Annotated in this window: 23 protein-coding genes; 10 read left to right on the top strand and 13 right to left on the bottom strand. The window is 68.7% G+C overall.

Annotation, left to right across the window (positions count from 1 at the left end; genetic code table 11):
• Window position 1: 1 nt before the first annotated feature.
• Window positions 2-1,489 carry a 3-isopropylmalate dehydratase large subunit gene (leuC, locus tag ACFM35_RS04800; protein ID WP_378839058.1) on the bottom strand — a complete coding sequence of 496 codons (1,488 nt, stop codon included), beginning with the start codon at window positions 1,487-1,489 and terminating at the stop codon, window positions 2-4.
• A 641-nt stretch (window positions 1,490-2,130) separates the two neighbouring features.
• Here leuC and ACFM35_RS04795 point away from each other — a divergent pair.
• Window positions 2,131-2,835 (top strand): hypothetical protein, encoded by a 705-nt coding sequence (locus ACFM35_RS04795; RefSeq protein WP_378839055.1) that lies wholly within the window; start codon window positions 2,131-2,133, stop codon window positions 2,833-2,835.
• A gap of 268 nt (window positions 2,836-3,103) precedes the next feature.
• Here ACFM35_RS04795 and ACFM35_RS04790 read toward each other — a convergent pair whose 3' ends face one another.
• Entirely contained in the window at window positions 3,104-4,210 is a 1,107-nt protein-coding gene (locus ACFM35_RS04790) for a TerC family protein (RefSeq protein ID WP_378839053.1), read from the bottom strand.
• 263 nt (window positions 4,211-4,473) lie between these two features.
• The gene (locus tag ACFM35_RS04785) at window positions 4,474-5,625 is read right to left on the bottom strand and encodes a hypothetical protein (protein WP_378839050.1); all 1,152 of its coding nucleotides are present in this window, start codon (window positions 5,623-5,625) and stop codon (window positions 4,474-4,476) included.
• Window positions 5,626-6,092: 467 nt separating this feature from the next.
• Here ACFM35_RS04785 and ACFM35_RS04780 point away from each other — a divergent pair, with 467 nt between their 5' ends.
• Window positions 6,093-6,656: an RNA polymerase sigma factor gene (locus tag ACFM35_RS04780; protein ID WP_378839047.1), complete on the top strand. Its 564-nt coding sequence runs from the start codon at window positions 6,093-6,095 to the stop codon at window positions 6,654-6,656.
• Window positions 6,653-7,834, top strand: a complete 1,182-nt coding sequence (locus ACFM35_RS04775; protein ID WP_378839045.1) for a DUF4349 domain-containing protein — start codon at window positions 6,653-6,655, stop codon at window positions 7,832-7,834. Before ACFM35_RS04780 ends, ACFM35_RS04775 begins: the two co-directional genes overlap by 4 nt.
• 84 nt (window positions 7,835-7,918) lie before the next feature.
• Here ACFM35_RS04775 and ACFM35_RS04770 read toward each other — a convergent pair whose 3' ends face one another.
• The 3 genes from ACFM35_RS04770 to ACFM35_RS04760 form a co-directional block, all read right to left on the bottom strand.
• Entirely contained in the window at window positions 7,919-8,872 is a 954-nt protein-coding gene (locus tag ACFM35_RS04770; protein WP_378839043.1) for an aldo/keto reductase, read from the bottom strand.
• A 74-nt stretch (window positions 8,873-8,946) separates the two neighbouring features.
• Window positions 8,947-10,365, bottom strand: coding sequence for an amidase (locus ACFM35_RS04765; RefSeq protein WP_378839041.1), 1,419 nt, complete (start codon window positions 10,363-10,365; stop codon window positions 8,947-8,949).
• Window positions 10,362-10,814 carry an NUDIX hydrolase gene (locus ACFM35_RS04760; protein ID WP_378839039.1) on the bottom strand — a complete coding sequence of 151 codons (453 nt, stop codon included), beginning with the start codon at window positions 10,812-10,814 and terminating at the stop codon, window positions 10,362-10,364. The genes ACFM35_RS04765 and ACFM35_RS04760 overlap by 4 nt, the downstream gene beginning before the upstream one ends.
• Window positions 10,815-10,917: 103 nt before the next feature.
• On the opposite strand from ACFM35_RS04760, the gene ACFM35_RS04755 reads away from it, so the two are divergent.
• The gene (locus tag ACFM35_RS04755; protein ID WP_378839036.1) at window positions 10,918-11,283 is read left to right on the top strand and encodes a DUF2834 domain-containing protein; all 366 of its coding nucleotides are present in this window, start codon (window positions 10,918-10,920) and stop codon (window positions 11,281-11,283) included.
• A 2-nt stretch (window positions 11,284-11,285) separates the two neighbouring features.
• On the opposite strand, the gene ACFM35_RS04750 is transcribed toward ACFM35_RS04755, so the two are convergent.
• Window positions 11,286-11,840 carry an NYN domain-containing protein gene (locus tag ACFM35_RS04750; protein WP_378839034.1) on the bottom strand — a complete coding sequence of 185 codons (555 nt, stop codon included), beginning with the start codon at window positions 11,838-11,840 and terminating at the stop codon, window positions 11,286-11,288.
• Between the two features lie 236 nt (window positions 11,841-12,076).
• Between ACFM35_RS04750 and ACFM35_RS04745 the strand changes: the two genes are divergently transcribed.
• Complete coding sequence (locus ACFM35_RS04745) at window positions 12,077-13,069, top strand: aggregation-promoting factor C-terminal-like domain-containing protein (protein WP_378839031.1); 993 nt, start codon at window positions 12,077-12,079, stop codon at window positions 13,067-13,069.
• Between the two features lie 81 nt (window positions 13,070-13,150).
• Here the strand turns inward: ACFM35_RS04745 and ACFM35_RS04740 are convergent, their stop codons facing one another.
• The 3 genes from ACFM35_RS04740 to ACFM35_RS04730 form a co-directional block, all read right to left on the bottom strand.
• Window positions 13,151-14,857 (bottom strand): ABC1 kinase family protein, encoded by a 1,707-nt coding sequence (locus ACFM35_RS04740; protein ID WP_378839029.1) that lies wholly within the window; start codon window positions 14,855-14,857, stop codon window positions 13,151-13,153.
• Window positions 14,858-14,894: 37 nt separating this feature from the next.
• Complete coding sequence (locus tag ACFM35_RS04735; protein WP_378839026.1) at window positions 14,895-15,464, bottom strand: PadR family transcriptional regulator; 570 nt, start codon at window positions 15,462-15,464, stop codon at window positions 14,895-14,897.
• A 122-nt stretch (window positions 15,465-15,586) separates the two neighbouring features.
• Window positions 15,587-15,931 (bottom strand): DUF2200 domain-containing protein, encoded by a 345-nt coding sequence (locus ACFM35_RS04730; RefSeq protein ID WP_378839024.1) that lies wholly within the window; start codon window positions 15,929-15,931, stop codon window positions 15,587-15,589.
• Window positions 15,932-16,217: 286 nt separating this feature from the next.
• On the opposite strand from ACFM35_RS04730, the gene ACFM35_RS04725 reads away from it, so the two are divergent.
• The gene (locus tag ACFM35_RS04725) at window positions 16,218-19,997 is read left to right on the top strand and encodes a rhamnogalacturonan lyase family protein (protein WP_378839021.1); all 3,780 of its coding nucleotides are present in this window, start codon (window positions 16,218-16,220) and stop codon (window positions 19,995-19,997) included.
• A 62-nt stretch (window positions 19,998-20,059) separates the two neighbouring features.
• Here the strand turns inward: ACFM35_RS04725 and ACFM35_RS04720 are convergent, their stop codons facing one another.
• On the bottom strand, window positions 20,060-20,701 hold the full coding sequence (locus ACFM35_RS04720; RefSeq protein WP_378839019.1) for a MerR family transcriptional regulator: 642 nt from the start codon (window positions 20,699-20,701) through the stop codon (window positions 20,060-20,062).
• A 75-nt stretch (window positions 20,702-20,776) separates the two neighbouring features.
• Here ACFM35_RS04720 and ACFM35_RS04715 point away from each other — a divergent pair, with 75 nt between their 5' ends.
• From ACFM35_RS04715 to ACFM35_RS04700, 4 genes are all read left to right on the top strand, one after another.
• A complete protein-coding gene (locus tag ACFM35_RS04715) occupies window positions 20,777-21,280 on the top strand; it encodes a DUF4188 domain-containing protein (RefSeq protein WP_378839016.1) in 504 nt (167 codons plus the stop codon).
• Window positions 21,281-21,428: 148 nt separating this feature from the next.
• Window positions 21,429-22,184 (top strand): glycosyltransferase family A protein, encoded by a 756-nt coding sequence (locus ACFM35_RS04710; RefSeq protein ID WP_378839014.1) that lies wholly within the window; start codon window positions 21,429-21,431, stop codon window positions 22,182-22,184.
• Window positions 22,181-23,020 carry an endonuclease/exonuclease/phosphatase family protein gene (locus ACFM35_RS04705; protein ID WP_378839012.1) on the top strand — a complete coding sequence of 280 codons (840 nt, stop codon included), beginning with the start codon at window positions 22,181-22,183 and terminating at the stop codon, window positions 23,018-23,020. Before ACFM35_RS04710 ends, ACFM35_RS04705 begins: the two co-directional genes overlap by 4 nt.
• Window positions 23,017-23,592, top strand: coding sequence for a DUF2238 domain-containing protein (locus ACFM35_RS04700; RefSeq protein ID WP_378839009.1), 576 nt, complete (start codon window positions 23,017-23,019; stop codon window positions 23,590-23,592). Before ACFM35_RS04705 ends, ACFM35_RS04700 begins: the two co-directional genes overlap by 4 nt.
• Before the next feature lie 3 nt (window positions 23,593-23,595).
• On the opposite strand, the gene ACFM35_RS04695 is transcribed toward ACFM35_RS04700, so the two are convergent.
• Together ACFM35_RS04695 and ACFM35_RS04690 are read right to left on the bottom strand one after the other, a co-directional pair.
• Window positions 23,596-24,090: a metallophosphoesterase family protein gene (locus ACFM35_RS04695; protein ID WP_378839006.1), complete on the bottom strand. Its 495-nt coding sequence runs from the start codon at window positions 24,088-24,090 to the stop codon at window positions 23,596-23,598.
• A 34-nt stretch (window positions 24,091-24,124) separates the two neighbouring features.
• On the bottom strand, window positions 24,125-25,333 hold the full coding sequence (locus ACFM35_RS04690; RefSeq protein ID WP_378839004.1) for an NAD(P)/FAD-dependent oxidoreductase: 1,209 nt from the start codon (window positions 25,331-25,333) through the stop codon (window positions 24,125-24,127).
• Window positions 25,334-25,386 lie beyond the last annotated feature (53 nt).

Here is a 25,386-nt window from a genome sequence, read left to right as displayed (position 1 = left end):
ATCAGACCTCCGCCTTCGCATCGGACGGGAGCCCCGCCGGGGCGGACTCCTCGAGGTCGCTCGGACTCGAGAGCGTCCCGCGGATCGCGGTCGCGGCGGCCACCAGCGGTGACACCAGGTGGGTGCGACCGCCTTTGCCCTGCCGGCCCTCGAAATTGCGGTTGCTCGTGGATGCGCATCGCTCGCCCGGCGCCAGCTGATCGGGGTTCATGCCCAGGCACATCGAGCACCCGGCGAATCTCCACTCAGCGCCGAAGTCGAGGAAGATCTTGTCGAGGCCCTCGGCCTCGGCTTCGAGCTTCACGCGCGCGGATCCGGGCACGACCATGACGCGCACGCCCTCGGCCTTGGTGCGCCCCTCGACGATCGACGCGAATGCGCGGAGATCTTCGATGCGACTGTTCGTGCACGAGCCCATGAACACCGCGTCCACGGCGACGTCTTTGAGCGGCGTGCCGGGGACGAGATCCATGTACTCGATCGCCCGTTCGGCTGCCGCACGATCGTTGGGGTCGTCGAAATCAGCCGGTGTGGGCACGACGTCGCTCAGCGACACGCCCTGGCCGGGGTTCGTGCCCCAGGTCACGAAAGGCTCGAGTTCGGCGGCGTCGAGGAAGACCTCGGCGTCGTAGACGGCGCCCTCGTCGCTCGGAAGAGTGCGCCAGTAGGCGACGGCGTCGTCCCAGTCCTGACCCTGCGGCGCGTGCGGCTTGCCCTTGACGTACTCGAAAGTGATGTCGTCGGGCGCAACCATCCCCGCACGGGCGCCCGCTTCGATCGACATGTTGCACATCGTCATGCGGCCCTCCATGGAGAGCGAGCGGATGGCACTCCCACGGAATTCGAGCACATAGCCCTGGCCGCCGTTGGTCCCGATCTTCGCGATGACGGCGAGGATCACGTCCTTGGCGGTGACCCCGGGCTTGAGGTCGCCCTCGACCGTGATCGCCATGGTCTTGAACGCTTTCAGCGGCAGCGTCTGCGTCGCCAGCACGTGCTCTACCTCGCTCGTCCCGATGCCGAACGCCATGGCCCCGAACGCGCCGTGGGTGGAGGTGTGCGAATCGCCGCACACGACGGTCACTCCCGGCATCGTGAGACCGAGCTGCGGTCCCACGACGTGCACGATGCCCTGCTCCTTGTCGCCGAGGGAGTGCAGGCGCACGCCGAACTCCGCTGCATTGCGGCGAAGCGTCTCGATCTGCGTACGGCTGGTGAGGTCAGCGATCGGCTTGTCGATCTCGAGCGTCGGGGTGTTGTGATCCTCGGTCGCGATGGTGAGGTCGAGACGGCGCACCGGTCGCCCTTCCGCGCGGAGACCGTCGAAGGCCTGAGGGCTCGTGACCTCGTGCACGAGATGCAGGTCGATGTAGATCAGATCGGGCTCGTCGCCGCTGCCTTTCACGACCAGATGGTCGTTCCAGACCTTCTCCGCCAACGTCAGCGGGCGGTCCGGAATGACGGATGCTTCGGGAATGGGTGTGCTCATTGTTCTGGATGCTCTCCTCTGGTGGGATCAAGCCCGCGAGAAAACTCCGCGACGAGGGAGGCCTGGAACTAGGACTCGTCGCGGCCGCTAAGGAGTCGAGCGATCCGCACCCACAGAGGCTACCACCGCCGCCGGGCACGCCTCGGCATCGGCGCCGCGACCACGTGCCCGCGACCGTTCGCGGCGACGCTCCGCGCCGCGCCCTCCGGACGCCCGCCCGCCGGCCCGCCGGCGAACGGGCGCGACGCGCCGTGTGCGGCGGGGGCTGCGGGCGGGTTGCGGCGTGTCGCGACCGTTCGCGGCGGGCCGGGGTGCGCGAACGTCGGCGTGAGCACGGGCAAGGCCGCAGCATCCGGGCACTGTGCCACTTCCTCCCCAACCAGCGCGATGGATGCCGTGTCCCCATCCTCGACACGGCATGAGTGTGGGGCCGGAGAGTCGAACAGACTCGCCCGATGCCGCGACCCCGACCTCTTCCCTCGGAGCAGCTCGGTCGAGCCTTTTCGGTCGCAGAGGCGCTGCGGTGCGGCGTACCAGCGTCTCGACTGCGGCGCGGCGACCTGATCAGCCCCTTCCGCGGCGTTCGCCTCGCGATCGCCGACGACGGATGGCAGCCCCGCTGCGCGGCTTATGCGACGCGGATGCCGGAGACCGTCGTCTTCTCACACGTGACGGCCGCGCGTCTCTGGCTGATGCCACTTCCGCAGCACCACCGGGAGGACGAACGGATGCACGTGACGGCCGTGGACGCTCGCGCCCCTCGCGGTCGGGGCGTGGTCGGCCACACCACGACACGCAATCCGCCGACGGAGACGATCCGCACACTCCGTGCAACATCTCCCGCCCGCACATGGGCTGATCTGTCGACGGTGCTCACCGTCGACGAGTTGGTGATCATCGGGGACGCGCTGGTGGGTCCACCGGTGTCGATCTCCACGTGCTCGGAATTGGCGCAGGCGGTTCACGAGCACGCCGGCCGTCGCGGAAGTGCTGCGCTCCACGAAGCGATGCCGCTGATCAGGGTGGGCTCGCGGTCGCCACGGGAGAGTCGGGCACGACTGGCGATCGTCCGGGCCGGGTTGCCGGAACCGGAGGTCAACGGCGAGATCGTCCTGCCGCGGCGAATCGTGCACGGCGACCTCGTGTTCCGTTCGTGGCGGGTGGTCGTCGAATACGAGGGGGATCAGCACCGCACGGATGCCTGGCAGTGGGCGCACGATCTCGAGCGCTACAACGATCTCGCGGAGGCTGGTTGGCTGTTGATCCGCGCGTCGCGATTCCTCCCCGATGCTGATCTCGCGTCGCGCGCACGTCGTGCGCTGCGTGTGCGCGGGTGGACGGGGTGATCCGAGGAGGCGGACCCCGTCCTGGGCACTCGAACGGGCGCGACACGCCGTAGGTCGCGGACCGCGGGGGCAGGACACGGCGCGTCGCGACCGTTCGCGAGGCTTCCGGTGCCGAGTCGCTGAACGACCTCTCGCGCGGTCGAGCGACCGGTCCTCGGCGCGAACGGGCGCGACATGCCGTAGGTGGCGGACTGCCGGGGCGCGACACGGCACGTCGCGACCGTTCGCCGAGGTCGACCGCGCGCGAGGCGCCCCGGTCGGCGCGGGATCAGCCGCGCGGACCGGACGGGTCGGGGTGGTCGACGGTGGTCGGGGTGCCTTTCTCGTCCGCCACCGAGGACGCGGCATCCACCGGTGTCGCCGGGGCCACCGGCGGTTCCGCGGCCGGAGCCTTGTCGGCGTCGCGCTTGGACGCGATGAGGCTCGCGATCGTCGCGACGGCCATGGAGGCGATGATAACTCCCAGCGACATCCAGGTCGAGATCTCGGGTGCCCACTCGATGTGCTCGCCGTTGTTGATGAACGGCAGCTCATTGACGTGCATCGCGTGGAAGATCAGCTTCAGACCGATGAACGCCAAGATGAACGCGATGCCGTAGTGCAGGTAGCGGAGGCGATCGAGGAGGTCGCCCAGAAGGAAGTACAGCTGACGCAGACCCATGAGGGCGAAGATGTTCGCCGTGAAGACGATGAACGGGCTCGTGGTGATGCCGAAGATGGCCGGAATCGAGTCGATCGCGAAGAGCAGGTCGGTCACACCGATCGCCACGAACACGATGATCATCGGAGTGAACATCTTCTTGCCGTTCACCACGGTCCGGATCTTCGCGCCGTCGTAGTGATCGCTGATGTCGACGGTGCGCCGGATGAGGCGGACGATGAAGTTCTCGCGCTTCACCTCGTCGTCGTGGTCTCCCCCGGGGAACGCCTGCCGGTAGGCCGTCCACACCAGGAACGCGCCGAAGATGTAGAAGATCGGGCTGAAGTTCTCGATGACCGCGGAGCCCACGAGGATGAACGCGCCGCGCAGGATCAGGGCGATGATGATGCCCACCATCAGCACTTCCTGCTGGTAGCGGCGCGGTACGGCGAATTGTCCCATGATGAGGACGAAGACGAACAGGTTGTCGATGGACAGGCTGTACTCGGTCAGCCACCCGGCCACGAACTGCCCGGCGAACTCGCCGCCCGCGAAGATCCACATCAGCCCGGCGAAGATCAGCGCCAGCGTGACGTAGAACACCACCCACAGCGTGGATTCCCTCGTCGACGGGATGTGCGGTCGCTTCAGGATCATCAGGAGATCAGCGGCCAGAATGAGAACCAGCACGACAAGCGAGCCGATCTCAAACCACAGGGGCAATTCGAGGTCCATACGGGCCTTTCCGGGGTGCACAGCAGATCGAGAGTCTCTCCCCCGCAGCATCCGAGTCGCGATGCCGCGGTGCGCGCCCGGGACCCCGACGACGGAGTCCGTGATGACGGACGCGCAAGGACGGGATACTCCCCCTCGCGGCCCTCAGGATACCGCGCGCTCGCCATCCGTCGCGGTCGCGACCGATTCCGTCACGCGATTGTTCGATAGCGAGCCCCGCGGCACGGACCCGGTGGGCGCCTCGACGAGCAGGAGATCGATGGTCAGTCGCCGAGCGGGTCGACGGTCAGCGAATATCGCAGAACGATGTTTCCGCCGTCTACGAGCACCTCGGAAGGGGCGAACGCGCCCGTGAGACTGTCGATCACGGACGTTCCCGCCGCGGTGTACTGGCCCGCTTCCACAAGTGGAGCGCCGCCGACCGAGGCCAGAGCGACCTGCCTGACGATGGACCCCTCTTCGCCGTCGATGACCGGGAAGCCGTCGACGAGGACCTCGCCCCCCGCGGCCAGCGATCCGAGGATCAGGGCGATCCGGCTGTCGACGCGACCCGCGGACAGCAGCACGCGGTCGATGTCGGAGACGGCGAGGCCGGGGTTGCGCGAGACCTCCGCGCCGTACTCCGCGCGTGTGGCGGTCGCGCGGGCAGCCGTCGCCGCCGCGACCACAGCGCCTTCCGGGGACACCCTGCGGATCTCGACGCGCTGCGCGCCTTCCCCGAACGCCGCGACCACGGAGGAGTTCTGGATCGCCTGCGAGATGGCGGGCACACCCGTCGTGCGCATCTCTTCGGTGGCGACGACGAAATCGACGGCCCTCCAATTCGCGACCGGGGTCGACGGATCAGTGATCACCCGTTCACTCGCCGAGACGTTGTCATAGATCCATGACTGCGCTGCCGCCGCGCCCGCATCGCCGGACGCCCCCGCCGACACGGACGACCCGCCGTCGGACAGCGCCTGCTGCGGCGGCACGTTCGCGCCGTTGATCGTCAGCACGACCGCGGCGACCGTGACGATGGGCGCGATGATGATCGCCGGCAGCCACTTCTTAACACGTGACGGCCGGGTGCCGAACTCGTTCTGTCGGGGCCAGGTCTTCGACGGGGTTGCGGCATCCGTCGGCTTCTTCGCCTTGAACGCACCCGAATGCTCAGTCGTCGGTCGCTCGGGTTCGGCGCGGGGAGAATCCACCGGCCACCACGTGATCGGCGGAAGTGCGGCGACCTGTGGTGGGGACGCAGCCGCCCGCGCAGGGCCCTCGCGGCGGTCTGGAACGTCGGTGGATGCCGTCGGGTCCGGCGCGTGCACGGTGGACGACACGTCGACCACTGACGCGTCGACCTGCGACTGCTCGATCGGCGAATCCTGCGCCGGATGCACCGGCGTCGCGTCGATCTTCTGAGCCGCGGCCACGCGGGGCCGAGCGGGCTTCTTCGAGGATGCGCGGGGCTTCTGCGGCGGCTTCTTGGAACCCGACTTCGATGTCGGCTTGGCCGTAGGTTTCGACGACGACGACGACGGCGACGTCGCCGGAGTCGGGCTCGCCACGCGGGCCGCCGCGCCCGGACGCGACGGAGCCGGCTTCTTCGCGTCGCGCTGATTCGCGGCGGTCTTCCGGGGCGGTTTCCGGCTGGATCCCTGCGCGGGCGCCGGAGCCCCGTCTACAGACGAGGTCGCGCCGCTGGGCGCGCGGGAGGGGGACTTCTTCGACGCGGAGGGACGCGCGGACGCCTCGGGTTTGGCGGTCATACGCGATATTCGGAGTGCGCCGTCGAACGGATTGCCCGCCGACTGAGACGATCCGTCGTCGGTCGACACTTACCGGGTGAGAGACGAATCGCGAGAATGGTTCCGCTCGGGTCGTCGATGGAGGGACGGAGATGCCGGTACACGAGGAGCGTGGCGACGCGTTGCTGATGGCCCAAGCGGCCGGAGGCAGCGAGCACGCTTTCCGCGCGTTGTACCGCGCCTACGTGCGTCCGGTGTACTGGCTCGCGCACGGACTCGTCGGCAACGACGCGGACGCGCAGGATGTCACGCAGGAGACGTTCCTGGCGGCGTGGCGGAAGCTGCCCGGCATGGAATTGGCCGGCGAGTCCGCGCTGCCATGGCTGATCACCATCTGCCGCTTCCAGTGCGCCAACCGCATCCGGCGGCAGCAGCGCGAACGTCGTCACACGACGACGGCCGTCGACGACACCGTGCCGGACACCGTGGACGTCGCGCAGCAGGTCATAGACGGCGAACTAGCCGAACGCATCCTGCGGGAGGTACGCGGCCTGAGCGACCTCGATCGTGACATCTTCCGGCTGTGCGCCACCGAGGGGTTCGGCTATCAAGCCGCTGCCGACCACCTCGGCGTCACCCATGGCGTGGTGCGCAATCGTCTCTCCCGCATCCGCACCCAGCTGCGGACCGTCGTCAGCGAAACGGAGAGCTCATGAACACGTCCGATCCCGAGAACGGTGAACCCCAGGCCGGCCGGCCGGGACGAGGGGCGGATGCCTCGGCCACTCCCCATCTACCGGTCCTGAGCGCCGCACGCATCGACGAGATGGAGTCCGCGCTGTTCGCCGACATCGCCCGCGATCGGGCGAGCGCAACCGAAGACGCCGCGCGTCGTCATCGTCGACGCCGCCGCGCGTGGACCGGCGTGGGCGCAGCCGCAGCCGTCGTCATCGTGGCGGCGGTGATCTCGCCGATGGTGCTCACTGCCGTGTCGGGCTCATCAGGCGCGGCGTCGTCGGTGGCCGCGCCGGCCGTCGGGCAGGACGAGGTTTCGGGGCGGGCTGAGTCGGGGACGGATGCCGGGTCCTCGGTGTCGGACCTGGCGGGCGGTGAGTCCGCCAGTCTGCCCGCGGCCGACGGCGATCAGACGCGGCAGATCATCGCGACCGGTTCGGCGACGGTGGCGGTCGACGACATCCGCGTGGCGATCCGCCAGATCGGTGACGCAGCCGTCGCATCGGGCGGTTTCGTCGAGTCGATGACGATCGGTCGATCGGGAGTCGTCACGCCGATCGACGGCTCCGGTGGAGCGTCCTACGACATGCTGCCGGTACCCGCCCCCACCGACGGCGGATGGATCTCGGTCCGCGTGCCGTCGGATGAGCTGCCGGCCCTGATCGACACGTTGGGCGATTCCGGCGAGGTGACGGCGTCGTCGATCAGCCGCCAGGACGTGACCGACCAGAGCATCGACCTGCGGGCACGCATCGCCTCGGGTGAAGCGTCTGTCGCCCGTCTCACCGACCTGATGGCTCAGGCGACGAGCGTGGGCGATCTGATCGCCGCGGAGGGCGCCCTCGCCGAGCGGCAGGCCACTCTGGAGTCGTACCAGCAGCAGCTCGACTACCTCCAGGGCCAGGTCGAGATGTCGACCTTGACGGTCACGGTCGTCCCCGCGACGGAAGCGGTGACCGCTGATCCGGCGGGCTTCGGCGATGGGCTGGCCGCAGGGTGGAACGGGCTGGTGGCGACACTGAACGGCATCGTGGTGGCGCTCGGCTTCCTGCTTCCCTGGCTCGTCGTGATCGCCATCATCGGCGGCGTCGTCTGGGCGATCACCCGAGCGGTGCGCGGTCGACGCGCACGCGTCGCGACGCCACCGTCCGACGACTGACCTGACAGCGAGTCGTCGAACGCCCTGCAAGAGACGGAGGGCCGCGTCGTCGACGCGGCCCTCCGTGGACCGCCCGAGGACGTCTCAGGCGCGGGCGGGATCCCAGGTGGACACGAGATCGAGTGCCCGGACCTCGTCGGCGGTGAGTTCCACGCGGGCTCCGTCGAGGAGATCCGCGACCTGCTCGACCCGTGACGCGCTCGCGATGGGGGCCGCGACCGTCGGCTGAGCCCGCAGCCATGCAAGAGCCGTGGCGGCGATCGAGACCCCGTGCGCGTCGCCGATCTCGGCGAGCTTGTCGACGATCGCGAGGCCCGCGGGCGTGGCGTACTTCGCAGCGCCCTCGGCACGGGGCGAACCCTGGCCCGCAGCATCCGTCGAACGGTACTTGCCGGTCAGGAATCCGCTCGCCAGCGCGTAATACGGCACCAAGCTCATCCCGAACTGCTCGGCGACCGGGATGATGCCCTCCTCGACCTCGTTGCGGTGCACGAGGTTGTAGTGCGGCTGGATGGCGACCGGGAGGGCGGAGCCGGCAGCCTGCGCCAGGTCGACCCACTGACGGATGCGGTCGGGTGTGTAGTTCGACACGGCCGTGTAGCGCACGAGGCCGTCTGCGACGAGCTCGCCGAAGGCCGCGACGGTCTCCTCGAGCGGGACGTCCTGGTCGTCGAAGTGTGCGTAGTAGAGGTCGATGGTGTCGACACCCAGACGACGGAGGGAAGCCTCCGCCGCGGCGCGGATGTTCTTGGCAGACAGCCCGGGGAAGTCGGGATGCTGGCTCACCTTCGTTGCGACGACCACACCCTCGGGTCGGCGTGACGCGAGCCATTCGCCGATGATGAGCTCGCTGTCACCCCCGGAGTTCCCGGGGACCCACGCGCTGTAAACGTCCGCGGTGTCGATGAAGTCGCCGCCGCCGGCCACGAACGCATCGAGGATCTCGAAGCTGGCTTCGCGGTCGGCTGTCCAGCCGAACACGTTGCCGCCGAGCGACAGGGGAAGGACGTCGAGGGAGCTGTTTCCGATACGGGTCATGAAGCCGATAACCGGGGGGCGATGCAGTTATTCCCCGGCCGTCGCTCGCCGCGGCGCCGTCAGCCGCGGCGCCGTCAGCCGAGCGTCGGCCGAGCCCCGCGACCGACTCCCGCCTCGAGGTCGCGCGCGGCTGCGAAGACGACCTCTTCCCCGTGCATGGGCCCGATCAGCTGTACGCCGGTCGGCATGCCGTCACCACCCTGGCCCGTCGGCAGAGCCACAGCGGGCAGCCCGAGCAGGTTCACCGCGACCGTGAGACGGATGTCGTGCCAGGCGCGCGTCGCCTCGTGGGGACCGCCGAGGTCGTAGTCGGGCGGACCCATTCGTGCTGTCGAGACCGGACCTAGGAGGACGGGCACATCTCGCTGCAGTCGAGCCCACTCCGAAGCGATGGCCGCGACCTCCGCCCATGCCGAGGCGTAGTCATGGGCGGTCTCGTAGGGCTGGGCGGCCGCGGTGCTCACGCGGAGGAACGACGTCGCAGACCTGCCGAGCGGCAATCCCAGAACTTCGGGATCGAGGGAGATGAGCATGTCGGTGCACGCGAGCCGGCGCCAGATCGCGGCGGCGTCTTCGAGGCGAGGAGCGTCGACGTCGATCACGTCCCACCCGGCGGAGCGCAGCGACGCGGCGGCGCGCGACAGTCCCGCAGCCACGTCGGGCGCCATGTCGGTGTCGGCACGGAGCACCCCTGCGCGGCGTGGCACCCGATCGGCGCGCAGCCCGACCACGGCGGCCGACACGGGGTCGTCGAGGTCGACCCCTCGGATGATGTCGAATACGCGGGCGAGATCGTCGATGGTGCGCGCGAGCGGGCCGTTCACCGAGAACTGCTGCAGCGTGAGGGCGACCGGATGCCCCGCGACCGCCGCACGGGGAACCCGGCCTCTCGACGGCCGCAGACCGCAGATGCCGACCGCGTAGGCGGGGAGGCGCAGTGAGCCGCCGAAGTCGTTGCCCAGTCCCACGGCACTCATGCCCGTGGCCACGGCGACGGCGTCGCCGCCGCTCGACCCGCCGGGACTCCGCCCTCGGTCCCAGGGATTCATCGTCCGGCCGAAGAGATCGTTGTCGGTGTCCCAGCGCATGCCGAAGTCCGGCATGTTGCCCCTGCCGATCGGCACGGCTCCCGCAGCCCGCATGCGTCTCACGATCGTGGCGTCACGCGAGGGCACCGCGTCGGCGAGTGCGCGCCATCCGTTGGTCGTCGCCGACCAGGTCAGGTCGATGTTCTCCTTCACCGAGAAGGGCACGCCCGCGAGTGGTCCTGCGGGCACGCCCGAAGCGATCGCGTCATCGAGGGCGGATGCCTCGGCGCGGGCCCGCTCGGAGAACACGACGGTGAGCGCATTCAGGTCAGGATTGACACGGTCGATCAGCCGGAGATGGGCCTCCACGACCTCGACGGCGGAGATCTTGCGCCCGGAGACCGCAGCGACCAGGTCTGCGGCCGTCCACTCCGTCGGATCGACGTCGTGCGGGGCCGCGTTCACGGAGCGCGACCCGGCAGGTGCGACAGGATCCGTCTCACGTCCTCCGGGTCGAAGTCATCCTCGGACGCGGCGAGCTCGGTCGCGCTGAACCAGCGAACGTCGACGATATCGTCCAGCTCGGAATCGGTCCAATGCTCTGACAGCGGCTCGAATCGCGGCACACGCAGCAGGAAGTACGTGGCATCCGTCTCGTCGTATTCGTGACCGGCGGGAAGCGCCCGCCGCTCGTGCCAGATCGGCTCCCCCAGCGACTCGACGCGCAGGCCCGTCTCTTCGTGGAGTTCGCGCACCGCGGCGGTGTGCACGTCCTCCCCCGGGTCGACGCCCCCGCCGGGAGTCAACCACCGTTCGGGAAGGATGCGGTGGTCCCAGTGGGTCTTCATCAGCAGCACGGCATCGTCTTCATCGAGCACGATGATGCGGGCGGTGTGGCGGACGGTAGGGGGCACGCCGCGATGCTATCCCAGGCCCGTCCGGCAGCCGCGGTCTCCGTGCACGCGGATACGATGCACGTGATCGCTGCGTGCGCGGCGGTCGGAGCGAGGAGACCCGGTGAAGACGACATGGACACCGCTGGCCGTGGCCTACCTGGTGCTCGCGATCATCGGGCTCGTGGGGACGTTCGTGCTGAACGTGTGGAGCGTCGTGGAGGCGCGCAACTACCTCTCCGACGTGTTCGGCAGCGGTCCTGCCGTTTCGTCGATCGGTGTCGACCTGCTCGTGGTCGCCGTGGCGGGCAGCGTGCTGATCGTGGTCGAGGCACGCAGGCTCGGTATGAAGCGTGCGTGGCTGTACATCGTGCTGTCCGCCGTGACGGCGTTCGCGTTCACATTCCCGCTGTTCCTCGCGATGCGCGAGCGCGCTCTCGAGCGCCGTCGTCGCGGCGTCGCGACCGTGCCCACTCGCGACGGAGCGTGATCTCAGAGCAGGAAGGCGTTCGGATCGAACTCGTGGATGGGAATGACCCGCACACGAGGCAGAGGCGCATCGAAGACACGCGCATCGAACTCGAGATCGAACATCTGGATGCCGGGCACCGTGGAGAACCCGATGTTCCGGAACTCCTGGAAGGCGAGGAGTCCGACTCGGCGCTCGTGATCGGCCAGCACGGCGAGATCATCGAGGAAGTCTCCGTCGTGGCTGACGAGCATGACGTCGTCGTCCCGCTCCACCAGCGCCTGCAGCGTGCGCTGGATCGCGATGTCCACGACCTTCTCATCGGGGGCTCCGGAAAGCGGGATGACGCGGTAGTCCATGGCCTTCAGCGCCTGCACGAAGGTCATCGGGATTCCCGCTGAGGCATTGAGGAAGAAGAGGCCCTGCGCACGCTGATTCCACGTCCGTGCGGCGAACGCGCTGACGCGATCCCATCGTGGTCGCTCCTCGGGCTGAGGCCGTCGGCCGAGGATGGAGGAGCCCAGCGTGGCATCGATGTTCTCCCCGTCGACCAGGACCCAGGTCACCCGTTCATTCACCCTGTGCTCCTTGCTCACGCCGGTCGGTGCTGCGAGTCTACGGTCGCGGAACGGCGGATCGGTGATGCGGTCAGCCCTCTGATCTGGCCTTTCCGCCGGCCCCCGCCGCACCGCGCCGTTCAGGCTACACACGGGAATCACTCAGACAAGGTGTGAATACTCGGCCACTTGCGTCCGCACGAGCGGATGCGCCGCGTCAGCCCGATGACGCCGCCACTCATACGGAACCCGGTTTCATGCGCTCCAGCACGTCTGCTCCTCCTGCCCGCCGCACCCGCCGTCGCACTGCGACCATCGCCGCCGGACTGGCGGTGAGCATCCTCGCGACGGCCGGCGTCACGGCGACGGCATCCGCCTCGCAGCCGTCCGCGTCGGATTCGATCTCATACTTCGCGCTCGCTTCGTACACGGTCGCGCAGCCCGTCGTGCCCGGAACAGGCGGCGGCACCGACGCGGTGTCAGTCAAGGCCCGTCAGACCCTCGCCGCCGCGGACGACGCCCTCACCGGCGCCGCGTCCGTCACGTCCGACATCGCCGCATCCGGGCTCGATATCGGTGTCGCCGACGCATCCGTCGACACGTCCGAGCTCGCCGCCGCCGTCGCACGCCTTGCGGCCGCGCGCGGCGTGCCCACGCCCCTCGTGCCGCAGTTGACCGAGGACCTGAGCGAGCTCGTCGCCCCCGTCGCGACGCGCGCCGCTGACCTTCGCGGACGCCTCGACGCCGCGGTGCAGCTGAAGGCCGAGCAGGAAGCCGCGGCGAAGGCCCAGCGCGAGGCCGAAGAGGCCGCAGCTGCCGCGGCCGCCGCCGCCCGGGCTGCCGAAGAGGCTGCCGCGGCCGAGGCCGCAGCATCCGCTCCCGCATCGTCATCCCCGTCGAGCGCCGCTCCGGCCGCGCCTGCTCCGAGCTACGCGTCCGCCAACACCAGCGCCGGCGAGGCGCAGTCGATCGCGCGGGGCATGCTCGGCGGCTACGGCTGGGGCGACGACCAGTTCTCCTGCCTCGTCTCGTTGTGGAACCGCGAGTCCGGCTGGAACACGCGTGCAGCCAACCCCAGCGGCGCCTACGGCATCCCGCAGGCGCTGCCCGGCAGCAAGATGGCGTCGGCCGGCGCCGACTGGCAGACGAGCGCAGCGACGCAGATCGCCTGGGGCTTCGGCTACATCTCGGGGCGCTACGGCACTCCGTGCGGAGCGTGGTCCCACTCGGAGTCGGTCGGCTGGTACTGATCTCTCCCTGACGTACAGAGGCGGGTGACGGATGCTGCGGCATCCGGTCACCCGCCTCTTTCTTCGTTCGCGTTCCGCCGTTCAGCCTGCGCCGCGTCGGCCCACGGCGCCCGCCAGCAGAGCGTGCAGCAGGGGAAGCGCCGACACCGACATCAGGACGGTGCCGAAGACCACGTCGTCGACGCGCAGCAGGATGCCGCCGAGGAAGAGCGCGGCGAAGAGCACGGCCGAGATGACGCGACGTCCGGTGCGCTCGAGGCCTGCCAAGCGGCGTTCGAGCCGAGGTGCCTGCACGGCGATACGACCATCTTCGAATCGGGTCGCGAGATCGTCGATACGCCGCGGCAGGCGAGCGACGATACCCGCTGCAGAACGTGCCTCCTTCACGAAGCCCTGGACGACGTTGCCGGTCTCCTCGCGGATGAGGCGGTTGGCGTACGGCTCGATGGCATCCCAGATGTTGAAGGCCGGGTCGAGGGCGCTGCAGTTGCCGGACACCAAGGACATCGCGCGGATGATGAGCAGGAAGTTCTCCGGCAGCTGGAACGGCAGGGAGCGCACGACGTCGCCGAACTCGGTCGCGAATGCGCGGAACTCCCGTTCGTCCACCTGCTGCAGCTCGGCGAAGCCCATTCCTCCGAATCGCGCGAACAGCGCGGTCATCGCGCGTTCGAGCTCGGCTGTGTCGGCCGAGGGCAGCAGCACTCCGACATCGCGGATGCCGTCGACGAGTCCCTTGCCGTCGCGGGAGGCGGCGGCGATGATGAGGCGTCGCAGGCCTCGTCGGAGGCTCTCGGGGACTTCGCCCATCATGCCGAAGTCGATGAAGGTGAACGTCCATGACCGGCCCGCGGCATCCGTGCCCTCGGCTGCGTTCGCGCGCGGGGTCACGAAGATGTTGCCCGGATGCGGGTCTGCGTGGAAGAAGCCATCGGCGAACAGCTGGTCGAACATCACCGCGGCGAACTCCGCAGCCACCTCGGACGGGTCGATACCGGCCGCGCGGAGACCGTCGACGTCGCTGATCTTGATGGCCGTGACATCTTGCAGCGTCAAGACGCGGCGAGTGGTCCGCTCCCAGACGACGTCGGGAACGCCCACGCGCGGATCGTCGGCGAAGTCCGCGGCGAACCTCTCGGCATTCGCCGCCTCGTGCAGGTAGTCGATCTCCTCCAGGCTCGTCGCCGCGAACTCCTCGACGAGGGTGGGCATGTCGACACGGTCGGATACGAGACGCACCCGGCTGAGCCACCCGGCCACGCGACGCAGCGCCCGCAGGTCGACGTCCACGATCTGGTCGATCCCCGGCCGCTGGATCTTGACGACGATCTCCGTCATCCCCGTCGCGGCCGCATCCGCATCGGCGAGGAGCCCACGATGGGCCTGTCCGAGCGACGCGGCCGCGAGCGGTGTGGGGTCGATGAAGGCGTACGCACGTTCCAGTGGCACGCCCAGCTCCGCTTCCGCCAGCAGGCGGATGCCCGCGAACGGCACGGGCGGCACTTCGTCCTGCAGTCCTTCGAGCTCCTTGGTGATCTCCGGGGGCAGGACGTCGAGGCGCGACGACATGAACTGACCGACCTTGATCATGAGTCCGCCGAGATCGACGGCGAGCACGTGGAAGCGCTGGGCGATCCTCTGCAGGCGGCGGGTGCGGTGGCGCGCCGAGACCCAGGACAGGCCCAGGCGGGGCAGAAACAGTTCGAACCACCACGCCTGGACCAGATAGCGCGCCGCGAATCGCGTGATTCGGCGGTACCGGGCGCGCATGTCACCGACGTCGGTCATCGATTCTCCTTGATGCCGACGTGCTGCGGGCACTCGGTCAGTCCTGGGCGAGGATGGAGAAGAGCTTACGTCGCGCTTCGTCCAGAACGTCGACCGCCTGCTTCACCTGCGCCGGGCTACCCGACCGGCCCACCTGGGCGACGGCCTGAGCCAGGTCGATGCCCGCCTTCGGGAGCGCGCCCGCGCGCGTGCTGTCGCGGTGGCCCGTGGTCTCCCACGGAACGGAGCGGTCCGCGGAAGCCTCGTAGACGGCTCGCCCCGCCTCGGTCAGCGAGTAGGTCTTTCGACCGTCGGACTCCTGCGCACTGATGAGGCCCTCATCGGCGAGGAGCTGCAGGGTGGGGTACACCGATCCGGGACTGGGCTTCCATGCTCCGGCGCTGCGCTCTTCGATCTGCTGGATGATCTGGTAGCCGTGCATCGGCTTCTCGGCGAGGAGCGCGAGCACCGATGCGCGCACGTCTCCGCGCCCGACGCGGGTGCCGGCCTTCTGCTCGAACTGGCCGCGCAACTGCTCCATGGCCTCCCAGATGCCGCCCATCGGCCAGCTCTGGCTGTTGCCCTTGCCGCGTCCGGCGAACGCGTCTCCCATGAATGAACCGCTCATGATCGTCTCCTTTGGGCTGGACCGTCGGAAGGTTCAGCGATATACAACGATATATCGTTGACGGGCGGATCGGGTCGCTGAAGAGCTCTTCTTCGGACGTGCGCGAGTGGCCTTCGGCCGAGTCAGCTCGCGCGGAGGACCTTGTCCATGGCCTTGCCTCTGGCCAGTTCGTCGACCAGCTTGTCGAGGTAACGGATGTTCTGCATCAGCGGGTCCTCGATCTGCTCGACGCGGATACCGCAGATCACGCCGGTGATCTGCGCAGCCTTCGGGTTCACGCGCGCGGTGGCGAAGAACTGCTCGAAGGTCGTCTCCTCGTCGAGGTGCGTCCGGAGGGCCTCGCCGTCGAACCCGGTGAGCCACTCGATCACCTCGTCGAGCTCCTCCTGGGTTCGGCCTTTGCGCTCCACTTTCGCCACGTAGTGCGGGTAGACCGCGGCGAAGGGAGTGGCGAAGATCCTGTGCACGCTGTCAGCGTAGCGACCGTGACCCTGATACGGCAGGCCCCGGTGCCGCGCGGGCACCGCCCACCGCCGAGCGCGCGGGTCCGTGCCGGCGCACGCGATGGTCGCGCACCGATGTCGTGCGCCCGGCGATGTGTCGTGCGCTCCTGCGGACGGACAGGCTTCACCCGAAGCCTCCTTGACGTGGGCCCTTGGTCGGGTGAGGATGAGAAAGCGTTTTATCGGGAAACGCTTTCCTGGCCGGCGAAGATGTCGGAAGCGGGTCGCGTCACATATCGAAGGAGATTCCGTGCGCTCTACTGGTCGTTCCCATCGGACGAGACCCCTCGTCACCTCGGCGATCGTCGCGGCGCTGATCGCGGCATCCGCCGCCGGCTCCTCGTCTCCCGCGCACGCGGCGGACGACGTCGATCTCGCCTTCGACTTCGGCGGACCGTCGACGCCGGTGGCGTCCGGCTGGTCGGGAGTTCACCCCGGCACCACGTACTCCGTGGAGCGAGGGTACGGGTTCACCACCGCTCCCGCGGCGAACGGTTTCCGTGATCGCGGTGGCGATGACGCCATGCTCCGCGACTTCACGATCGGCAACGGCCAAGTGTTCGCGGCCGACGTGCCGAACGGGACCTACGAAGTGACGACCTGGGCCGGAGACCTGATCGCGGGCAACGGGACCAACTTCGACATCGAAGGCACGCCGTTCAGCGGGCCGCGCACGACGAGCGGCCAGATCCACGAGCAGGCGTTCCCCGCCGTGTCCGTCTCGGACGGCCAGCTCAACATCCGGGTGACCGGTGGCGACGGCCGCATCAACGGGGTCAGGGTCCAGACGCCGCTCGCGGCACCCGCCGCCCTCGTCGCGACCGTCGACGCCGCCGCAGAAACGGTCGATCTCTCCTGGGAGGCCGTCGCCGGTGCCTCCTCCTACGCGATCCTCCGAGCCGCCTCCGGCGGCGAGCCTGCCGAGATCGCACGCGTCGCTGCTGCGGGGACGCCGACGTTCGTCGATGACGGCGTGGAACTCGGCGCCTCCTATACCTACTCCGTCGCCACGGTGAAGGGCGAACGGGTCTCGCGCGCGGGCGAACAGGTCACCGTCTCCGTCGTCGACACGTCCGTGGCGCCCCCCGCAGCCCCCACGGGTGTGCAGACGACCTCGATCGATCGCCACAGTGCGACCATCCGCTGGGATGACGCCCAGGACGCGACGCAGTGGCAGGTCCTGCGGTCCACGCGTGCGGACATCCCCTTCGCACTCGTGGCGACCGTCGATGCACCGACCTTCACCGATTCCGATGTGCTGACAACGCGGCCCTATCTCTACAAGATCGTCGCGCAGAACGCGGGCGGATCCTCGGAGCCGACCGCGCACGCCACGGAGGTGGCGACGACTCTCGTCCGCCAGGTCGAATACCTCGACCGCGCTCCCGTCGCCGTGCAGACCGCAGAGGGTGTCTACCTGGGGTGGAGGCTGCTCGGGTTGGATGATCGCGCACTCGCCTTCGACGTCTATCGGGACGGTGTGAAGATCACCACGGCGCCGATCACCCAGACCACGAACTTCGTCGACGCGGACGGTGACACGGATTCCCGGTATCTGGTCACCACGACCGACGGTGACCGCGAGATCTCGGTGACCGACGAGTTCGGCGTCTGGGATCAGCAATATCTCGACATCCCGCTGAGCAAACCCGCCGATGCGACGCTCCCGGACGGGAAGGTGGTGACCTACTCCCCCGGTGATGGAACGGTGGGTGATGTCGACGGCGACGGTCAGTACGAACTGGTGTTCCTGTGGAGCCCCTCCCTCTCGAAGGACAACTCGCAGAGCGGGTACACCGGCAACGTCTACGCGGAGGCGGTCGAGTTCGACGGCACGAGCCTGTGGCGCGTCGACCTCGGCGTGAACATCCGAGCGGGTGCTCACTACACGCAGCTCGAGGTGTTCGACTTCGACTCCGACGGTGCTGCTGAGGTGGCCTTCAAGACCGCGGACGGCACCGTCGACGGTACCGGCGCCGTCATCGGAGACCCGACGGCGGACCACCGTAACTCCGGCGGCTACATTCTGAGCGGTCCGGAATACCTCACGGTGTTCGACGGGCGCTCCGGGGCCGCGATCGACACCGTCGACTACGCACCCGGTCGAGGCGACGTCGGCTCGTGGGGAGACACGTACGGCAACCGCGTCGATCGCTTCCTGGCCGGCGTCGCCTACCTGGACGGGGAGCATCCCTCCCTCGTGACGAGCCGCGGTTACTACACGCGCACGGTCATCGTGGCCTGGGACCTGGTGGGCGGCGAGCTCGTGGAGCGATGGACCTTCGATTCGGACGAGGCGGGCACGCAGTACGAGGGACAGGGGAACCACCAGTTCGTGCCGGCGGACGTGGATCGAGACGGTCTCGACGAGATCGTCTTCGGGGCGATGACGATCGACGACGACGGGACGCCGCTCTACAACACGCGCCTCTTCCACGGCGACGCACTGCACGTGGGCGACTTCGACCCGCAGCGCGCCGGCCTGGAGGTGTTCGGAGTGCACGAGGACGTTTCGGGCAACGGTGGGATCGGAGCATCGTTCCGCGACGCCGAGACGGGGAGCGTGCTGTGGACGACGACGGCAGCGAAAGACACCGGCCGAGGAGTGGCGGCGGACATCGACCCGACGAGTCCCGGGGCCGAAGCGTGGAACATCGGCGGAGACGCTGCCTGGAACTCGCCCGTCGGCTCGCTGAAATCGGCCACGGGTGACCAGCTGTCGACCGACATCCCCGCGGCGAACTTCGTCACGTGGTGGGACGGCGACCTGTCGCGGGAGATCACCGACCACGACTATGACGTGGCGACGTCGACCGGAGTGCCGACGATCTCGAAATGGGATGCCGCGACAAAAACGGAGACCGAGCTGCTCAGAATGGACGGAACGTCGACGAACAACACCACGAAAGGCAACCCCGTCGTGCAGGCCGACCTGTTCGGCGACTGGCGGGAAGAGGTCGCCGTTCGACACGCGGACGGCACCGGCATCCGGATCTATACGACGACGGATGCCACGGACAGTCGTCTGCCGACGCTCATGCACGATTCTCAGTACCGGGTCGGCGTTGCCGGACAGAACTCCGCGTACAACCAACCGCCGAACCCCTCGTTCTTCATCGGGACCGGGATGGCGGTGCCGCCGCCGGCGTCGATCAGCTACGTCGCGGCTCCGGCGGTCGACGAGTCGGGACCGATCATCTCCGGGCTGCCCGAAGGCCCGGTGAACGCCGACCGGCCGCTGCAGCTCGCGATCAGGGCAGATGACCCGGAGAGCGGCATCCGTTCTCTGACCGTCAGCGTCGACGGGGCCGAGGTGGCCGCGGATGCGGAGATCGATCTCGCGGCGCTCGGCCTCGCCGGCGACGTGTCCGTCGTGGCGACCGCGACGAATCACGCGGGGCTCGTCACGACCGCCACCACCTCCGTGCTCGTCGTCCCGGCGAGCGGCGCCGCATCGGCGCCCGGACGTGGGACCCTGTCGAACACGAGTGGGCGAGCCTATGGTCTGCACGACGGCGACTACGACGTGGTGATGAATCTGTGGTGGGGAACTCCCGGGACGATCTTCCGGCTGTACGAGAACGGAGCCCTGGTGACGACGCGGGTGCTCGATGGGACTACCGGGATGTCACAGACGACCGGCGTCAGCTTCGCAGACAAGCCCGACGGCACCTACGTGTACACGGCCGAGCTGATCAACACGAAGGGCGCGACCGCCACGACGAAGACGACCGTCACCGTCATCCATGCAGCGCCTGCCGTGCCTGTGGTCTCGCACGACAATTGGGACGGCGATGGCTCGTTCCGCGCGACCGCCGACCTGTGGTGGGGAACGAACGCGACGTCGTACCGGTTCGAGCTCGATGGCGTCGTCGTGGGGTCCGGTGAGCTCCGCGCGTCCTCACCTTCCGCGCAGCGCGCGTCGCTCGCCCTGGCGGGGGTCGCGGCGGGTGCGCACACACTGACGGCGGTCTTCGTGAATGGCAACGGCGAGACCGCGTCGAAGCCGGTCACGGTGATCGTCCGCTGAGCACCGCCACTGCCCGGGCAGCGGGTCGTCGCTCTGCGGCGGCCCGCTGTCTTCCTCCGCGGTCAGCGGTCGCTGACGTCGCCGTCCGTCCGCGTCGTCGGTCGGCCGTCGCCGAACCTCTCGGCCGAGGCGATCTGCTCGGCGACTCGACGCAGTGCCAGCAGCAGAGGCTCGACGAGGACGGAGCCGAGGACGACGTAGTTGACGGCGGCCTCCGGAGACTCGGTCGGGACACCCTCGATCTCAGCACGGGCGATCCGCTGTATCGATTCGAGGTACACCGTCATGACCTCTCCCGGGGGCGTGAAACCGGCGCGCTCGAGACCCTGCAGTGCGGCGGCCACCGAGCCGAGCACGCGAGGGTCGCACATGCCCGGCTGCCAGCCGATCCTCGTCACGAGCTTCTCTGCGGCGCTCACATCGATGCCGTCGCCCACGAGCGGTGTGACGGCGGCGTGAGCCGCGCCCAGGAGGTCGTGCCCGCGCGCGGGCGGATCATCGAGGGTGGCGATCACGCGTTTCGTCTCGGCGACGCTGACGCCCGCATCGATGAGCGCACGGATGACGCGCAGCCGGCGCACGTGCGCGTCGTCGTACTCCGCCTGGGTCGCTGAGCGTCGGGCGCCCTCGGGGAGCAGTCCTTCGCGCAGGTAGTACTTGATGGAGGCGACGGACACCCCCGTCGACTCTGCGAGCTCAGACATTCTCATCGCGCCCCCTTGACAATCGATAGTAACGCTATCCAGACTGGATAGCATTGCTATCCACAGGAGCCGGACATGAGCAGAGTCGTCGCAGGGAGAATGACCCACCGCTACGAGGGCGAGTTGGTGGTGTTCCACATCGGCATGCAGATCAACAAACCGTGGCGGCCGGACCTCTGGCTGCCGGTTTTCGCAGCCATGCCGAAAATGCTCCGCGAGTTGAGCGCAGACCCCGGGTCGGGGTTTCTCGGTTACACGCTGCTGCTCGGATCCGGCGGTCCGTACGTCGTGCAGTACTGGTCGTCGGCGGAGAAGCTCTACGCATACGCGTCCAATCCTTCCCAGGAGCATCGCCCGGCGTGGGCACGCTTCAACAAGACCGCGCGCAAGGCACCCGGGGCGGTGGGCATCTGGCACGAGACGTTCGTGGTGGAGCGTGCGGAGAGCATCTTCGTCTCCACCAAGCCCATGGGCCTGCCGGCCGCCACGGAAGCGGTCCCGATCACCCGGAACCATGATCGGGCACGGGCGCGTATCGCCGACGGCCGCATGATCGCGACAGTTCCCGAAGCGGAGTGATCCCCGGTCGGATGCACACCTCACGCGGTCGGCTATCCGGCTCGCCGTTCGATGTCAACCGGCGCGTGAGCGGACACCGGCGCGGCTAGCGTGAGGGGGTGGACGGTGCGATGCGATGATCAGTGCACCCGGACTCCCGCATCCGACCGTGACCGTTGTCATTCCGGTGAAGGACGACGCCCGCCAGCTGCGCCGCTGCCTGCGCGCGCTCGCGCTGCAGACTCGTCGTGCGGACGAGATCCTCATCGTCGACAACGGTTCCTCGGATGCTTCCGCCCGCGTCGCCGGCGAGGCGGGCGCCACCGTCGTCCAGTGCGTCACCCCCGGGATCTCCGCCGCCAGCGCCCAGGGGTACGACCTCGCGCACGGCGACATCGTGCTGCGGCTCGACGCGGACTGCCTGCCCAGCACGACATGGGTGGCGGTCATGGTCGAGGCGTTCCAACGGAACCCTCACGTGGCCGCGTTCACCGGCGGCGCCCGCTTCGTCGATGGTCCGCGGCTCCTGCGGGCGCCTCTTGCCGCGGTCTACCTCGGTGCATACGCCGCCGCGATGTTCCCCGCGCTCGGCCACCTCCCCCTGTTCGGTTCCAACATGGGTTTCCGTCGCACCGCATGGCGCAGCATCCGCTCCCGGGTGCATCGCCGCGATACAGAGCTGCACGATGATCTGGACCTCTCGTATCACCTCGGAGAGTGGTACCGGATCCGCCTGCTGCCACGGGCCGCCGTCGGCATGTCCATGCGCCCCTTCGCCGATCGGCGGGCCTTCGCTCGCCGGGTCGCGAACGGCTTCCGCACCGTCGTGGTGCACTGGCCGCAGGACTTCCCTCCGGTGCGCTGGGCGAAGCTCATTCTGCGGCGAACCATCGGCCCGCGGACGTTCCGGGCGGTCGCGCGGTGACCGGAGATGATCTCGTCGGGCACGTCGGGCCCCCGGCACTGCACGTGATGACCTTCAACGTCCGCCGACGCATGGGTCGGCTGTCGTGGCCTGCTGCCGATCGGTGGTCCGCTCGTGCCCCGCGTGTACAGGCTCTCCTGCATGCCGAGCGACCCGGCGTGCTCGGCGTACAGGAGGCGATGCCCGACCAGGCGGCCTTCCTGCAGGACGTCCTCGGCTCGGGTTTCCGGTCGGTCGGGTACGGCCGGAGCGCCCAGCGCTCGGGCGAGGGGTGTCCGCTCTACTACGACCATCAGCGCTTCGAGCTGCTCGACTGGGCGCAACAGGCCTTGTCGGATCACCCCGACGTCGCCGGATCGCGCACGTGGGGCAATCCCGTCCCCCGCGTGATCGTGCGCGCGGTCCTGCGAGATCGGTCATCGGGCGCGACGTTCACCGCGCTGAACACCCACTGGGATCCCTTCTCGCGCGCGTCTCGGCTTCGTGCGGCAGAGCAGCTCCGGGGTATGGTGTCCGCGGCATCGACCCCTGTCATCGCGATGGGCGATCTCAACGCGCCGGCAGCGTCGTCAGAGGTGCGCGCGCTGTGGGACGGCGGTGTGATGCGAGACGCATGGGACACGGCAGCCGATCGCCTCACTCCCGAGTGGGAGACGTATGCCGCCTATCGACGTCCGAGAGTGGGCACTCGACGCATCGATTTCATCGCTGTGTCGACCGGACTGGTCGTGGACCGCATCGCCATCAACGCGCGGAGGTACCGCGGCGGGTGGCCGTCGGACCATCTCCCCGTTCAGGCCGTCGTGCTCTTGGCACCGGATGGCACACCGGCGTGATCGAGAACTTCCTCCGCCGCCCTCGCGGCGCCGCCGAGTACATCGCCGACGCGGTGCGCGTGCTCGGCGTCGTCGGCATCATCGTGGCGGCGGTGGGCTGGACCGCAACCGATGCCGGAATCCTCGCCTTCGCGCTCCCCGCGCTGCTGGTCCCCCGGTTCGTCGGCGTCCGACCGTGGTTCGACATCTTCTTCGGCATCACCGTGCTCGTGGCGGCGTGGAGCAACGTCCTCGATCTGTACACCTCGCTCGCCGGCTGGGATCTCATCGTCCATTTCACCGCCACCGGTGTGCTGTCAGCCATGCTCTACCTTCTCCTGAGTCGATGGGGGGTGGTTCCCTCGCCGCAGGAGAGCGGCTTCCGCAGACGCGTGCCCTGGGTGATCGTCCCGGCGATCGGTCTGGCCATCAGCGCACTCTGGGAGATGGTCGAGTGGTTCGGGTTCACGTTCATCAGCGATCAGATCTTCGTGACCTACACCGACACGATCGGTGACATGGCCGTCGGAGGACTCGGCGCTGTGCTTGCCGGATGCGCCCTCGCCTCGGTGCGGCTCGATCGAGCCGCGTAGAGCTCAGAGCTCGTGCAGCCGCACGTCGACCAGCGCGCCGTCGTCGACCACGACCGTCATCATGGTGTGGGCGGGCTGACGTCGACGGTCCGTCGGCGACCCCGGATTCAACAGCCGAAGGCCGCGCGGAGTCGTGCTGTCCCAGGGGATGTGGCTGTGACCGAACACCAGCACATCGACCTGAGGGAACGCGGCATCCATTCTGACCTCACGACGTTTCGCATCGCCGGTCTCGTGCACGACGGCGAAGCGCACTCCTTCGAGAGTCCGCCGCGCGACCTCGGGCAGTCGCGCGCGCACGTCGGGTCCGTCGTTGTTGCCGTGAACGCCCAGTAAGGGTGCGTGCGCTTCGAGGGCGTCGATGACGGATGCCGCGACCCAGTCTCCGGCGTGGATCACGAGGTCGGCCTCGCCGGCGGCACGCTCGACGGCGTCGGGCAGCCGTTTCGCGCGGCCGGGGATGTGCGTGTCCGAGATGACCAGCAGTCGAGTCGTCATGCGCTCATCATGACGCGCGCCCGTCCGGGTCTCCTCACGCGCGACCCTTCAGAATCAGATTCCAATACACCCACGGCAGGATGTGCCTGTCGAAGATCCACGAGACGCGATTCTCCCGGTACATGGACTTCCAGAACGGGATCGTCGGTTCGGCATTGCCCTGGTCGTCGAACTCCGCGAACACGACCGTGGACCGCGAGACGGTGAACGGACACACCGAGTAGCCGTCGTACAGCTCCGTGGGACGGCCGCCTCGCATCACCGACGTGAGGTTCTTCGCCAGGGCGAACGCCTGGTCCCGCAGGGCGCCACCCGACTTGGAGTTGGTGGTGGCCGCGGCATCGCCGATCGCCCACACGTTCGGGTATCGAGGGTGTCTCAGCGTGCGCGTGTCGACCTCCACGAACCCGCCGTCGTCGTCGGCCGCGGCGAGGTCGGACCCCTTCAGCCAGTCCGGTGCGGACTGCGGCGGGACCACGTTGAGCACGTCGTAACGCAGCTGCTCGCTCTCCCCTGTGCCGTCGACGGCACCGAGCGTGATCACACGCGATCCGCCGTCGACTTCACGCAGCGCGGTGGATGTGCGCACCTCGATCCCGTACTCCGCGATCACTCGCTCGAGCTCACGATCGATGTGGTCGAGTCCGAAGATCGAGGGGTCGGGCACGACCATCACGACCCGGATGTCCGCCAGCACGCCCGTGGCCCGCCAGTAGTCGCACGCCTGGTACATGGGCTTCTGCGCGGCGCCCGCGCACGAGGACGGTCCCGGAGGCTGGACGAAGACGACCGTGCCGTGCGTGAGGTCGTGCAGGAGCTGCGACGTCTTCGGCACGAGATCGAAGTCGTAGTGGGATGCCACGGCGTCAGTGGCGAGGGCGTCGACGAGACCGGGCACGGCCTCCCAGTTCTGCTGGATGCCGGGGCAGACGACGACGTGATCGTACGTGTGGCGCGTGCCCTTGCCGAGGACCACGGCGTTCTCACCGGGGTGGATCGACACGACGGCGTCGCGGACCCAGTCGACGCCCTTCGGTGTGACCGAGGCCTGCGACCGCACCGTTGTGCTGCGCCGCGCGGTGCCTCCGCCCACGTGCGAGAACAACGGCTTGTAGTAGTGCTGCGAGCGCGGCTCGATGATCGCGATGTCCTCGACACCCTCGCGTCGGAGGCGCGCCGCAATCGAGACTCCCCCGTTGCCCCCACCGATCACCACTACCGAATGGTGCGTCTTGTACGCCATCGTGGATCTCCCTGTCGATACGTCGTCGGGCAAACGTACGTCGATCCGTCGCA

Origin of the sequence: Microbacterium songi (assembly GCF_042747925.1) — a bacterium.
In the GTDB taxonomy this organism is placed as follows: domain Bacteria; phylum Actinomycetota; class Actinomycetes; order Actinomycetales; family Microbacteriaceae; genus Microbacterium.
This window is presented reverse-complemented; position numbering and strand designations above follow the sequence as displayed.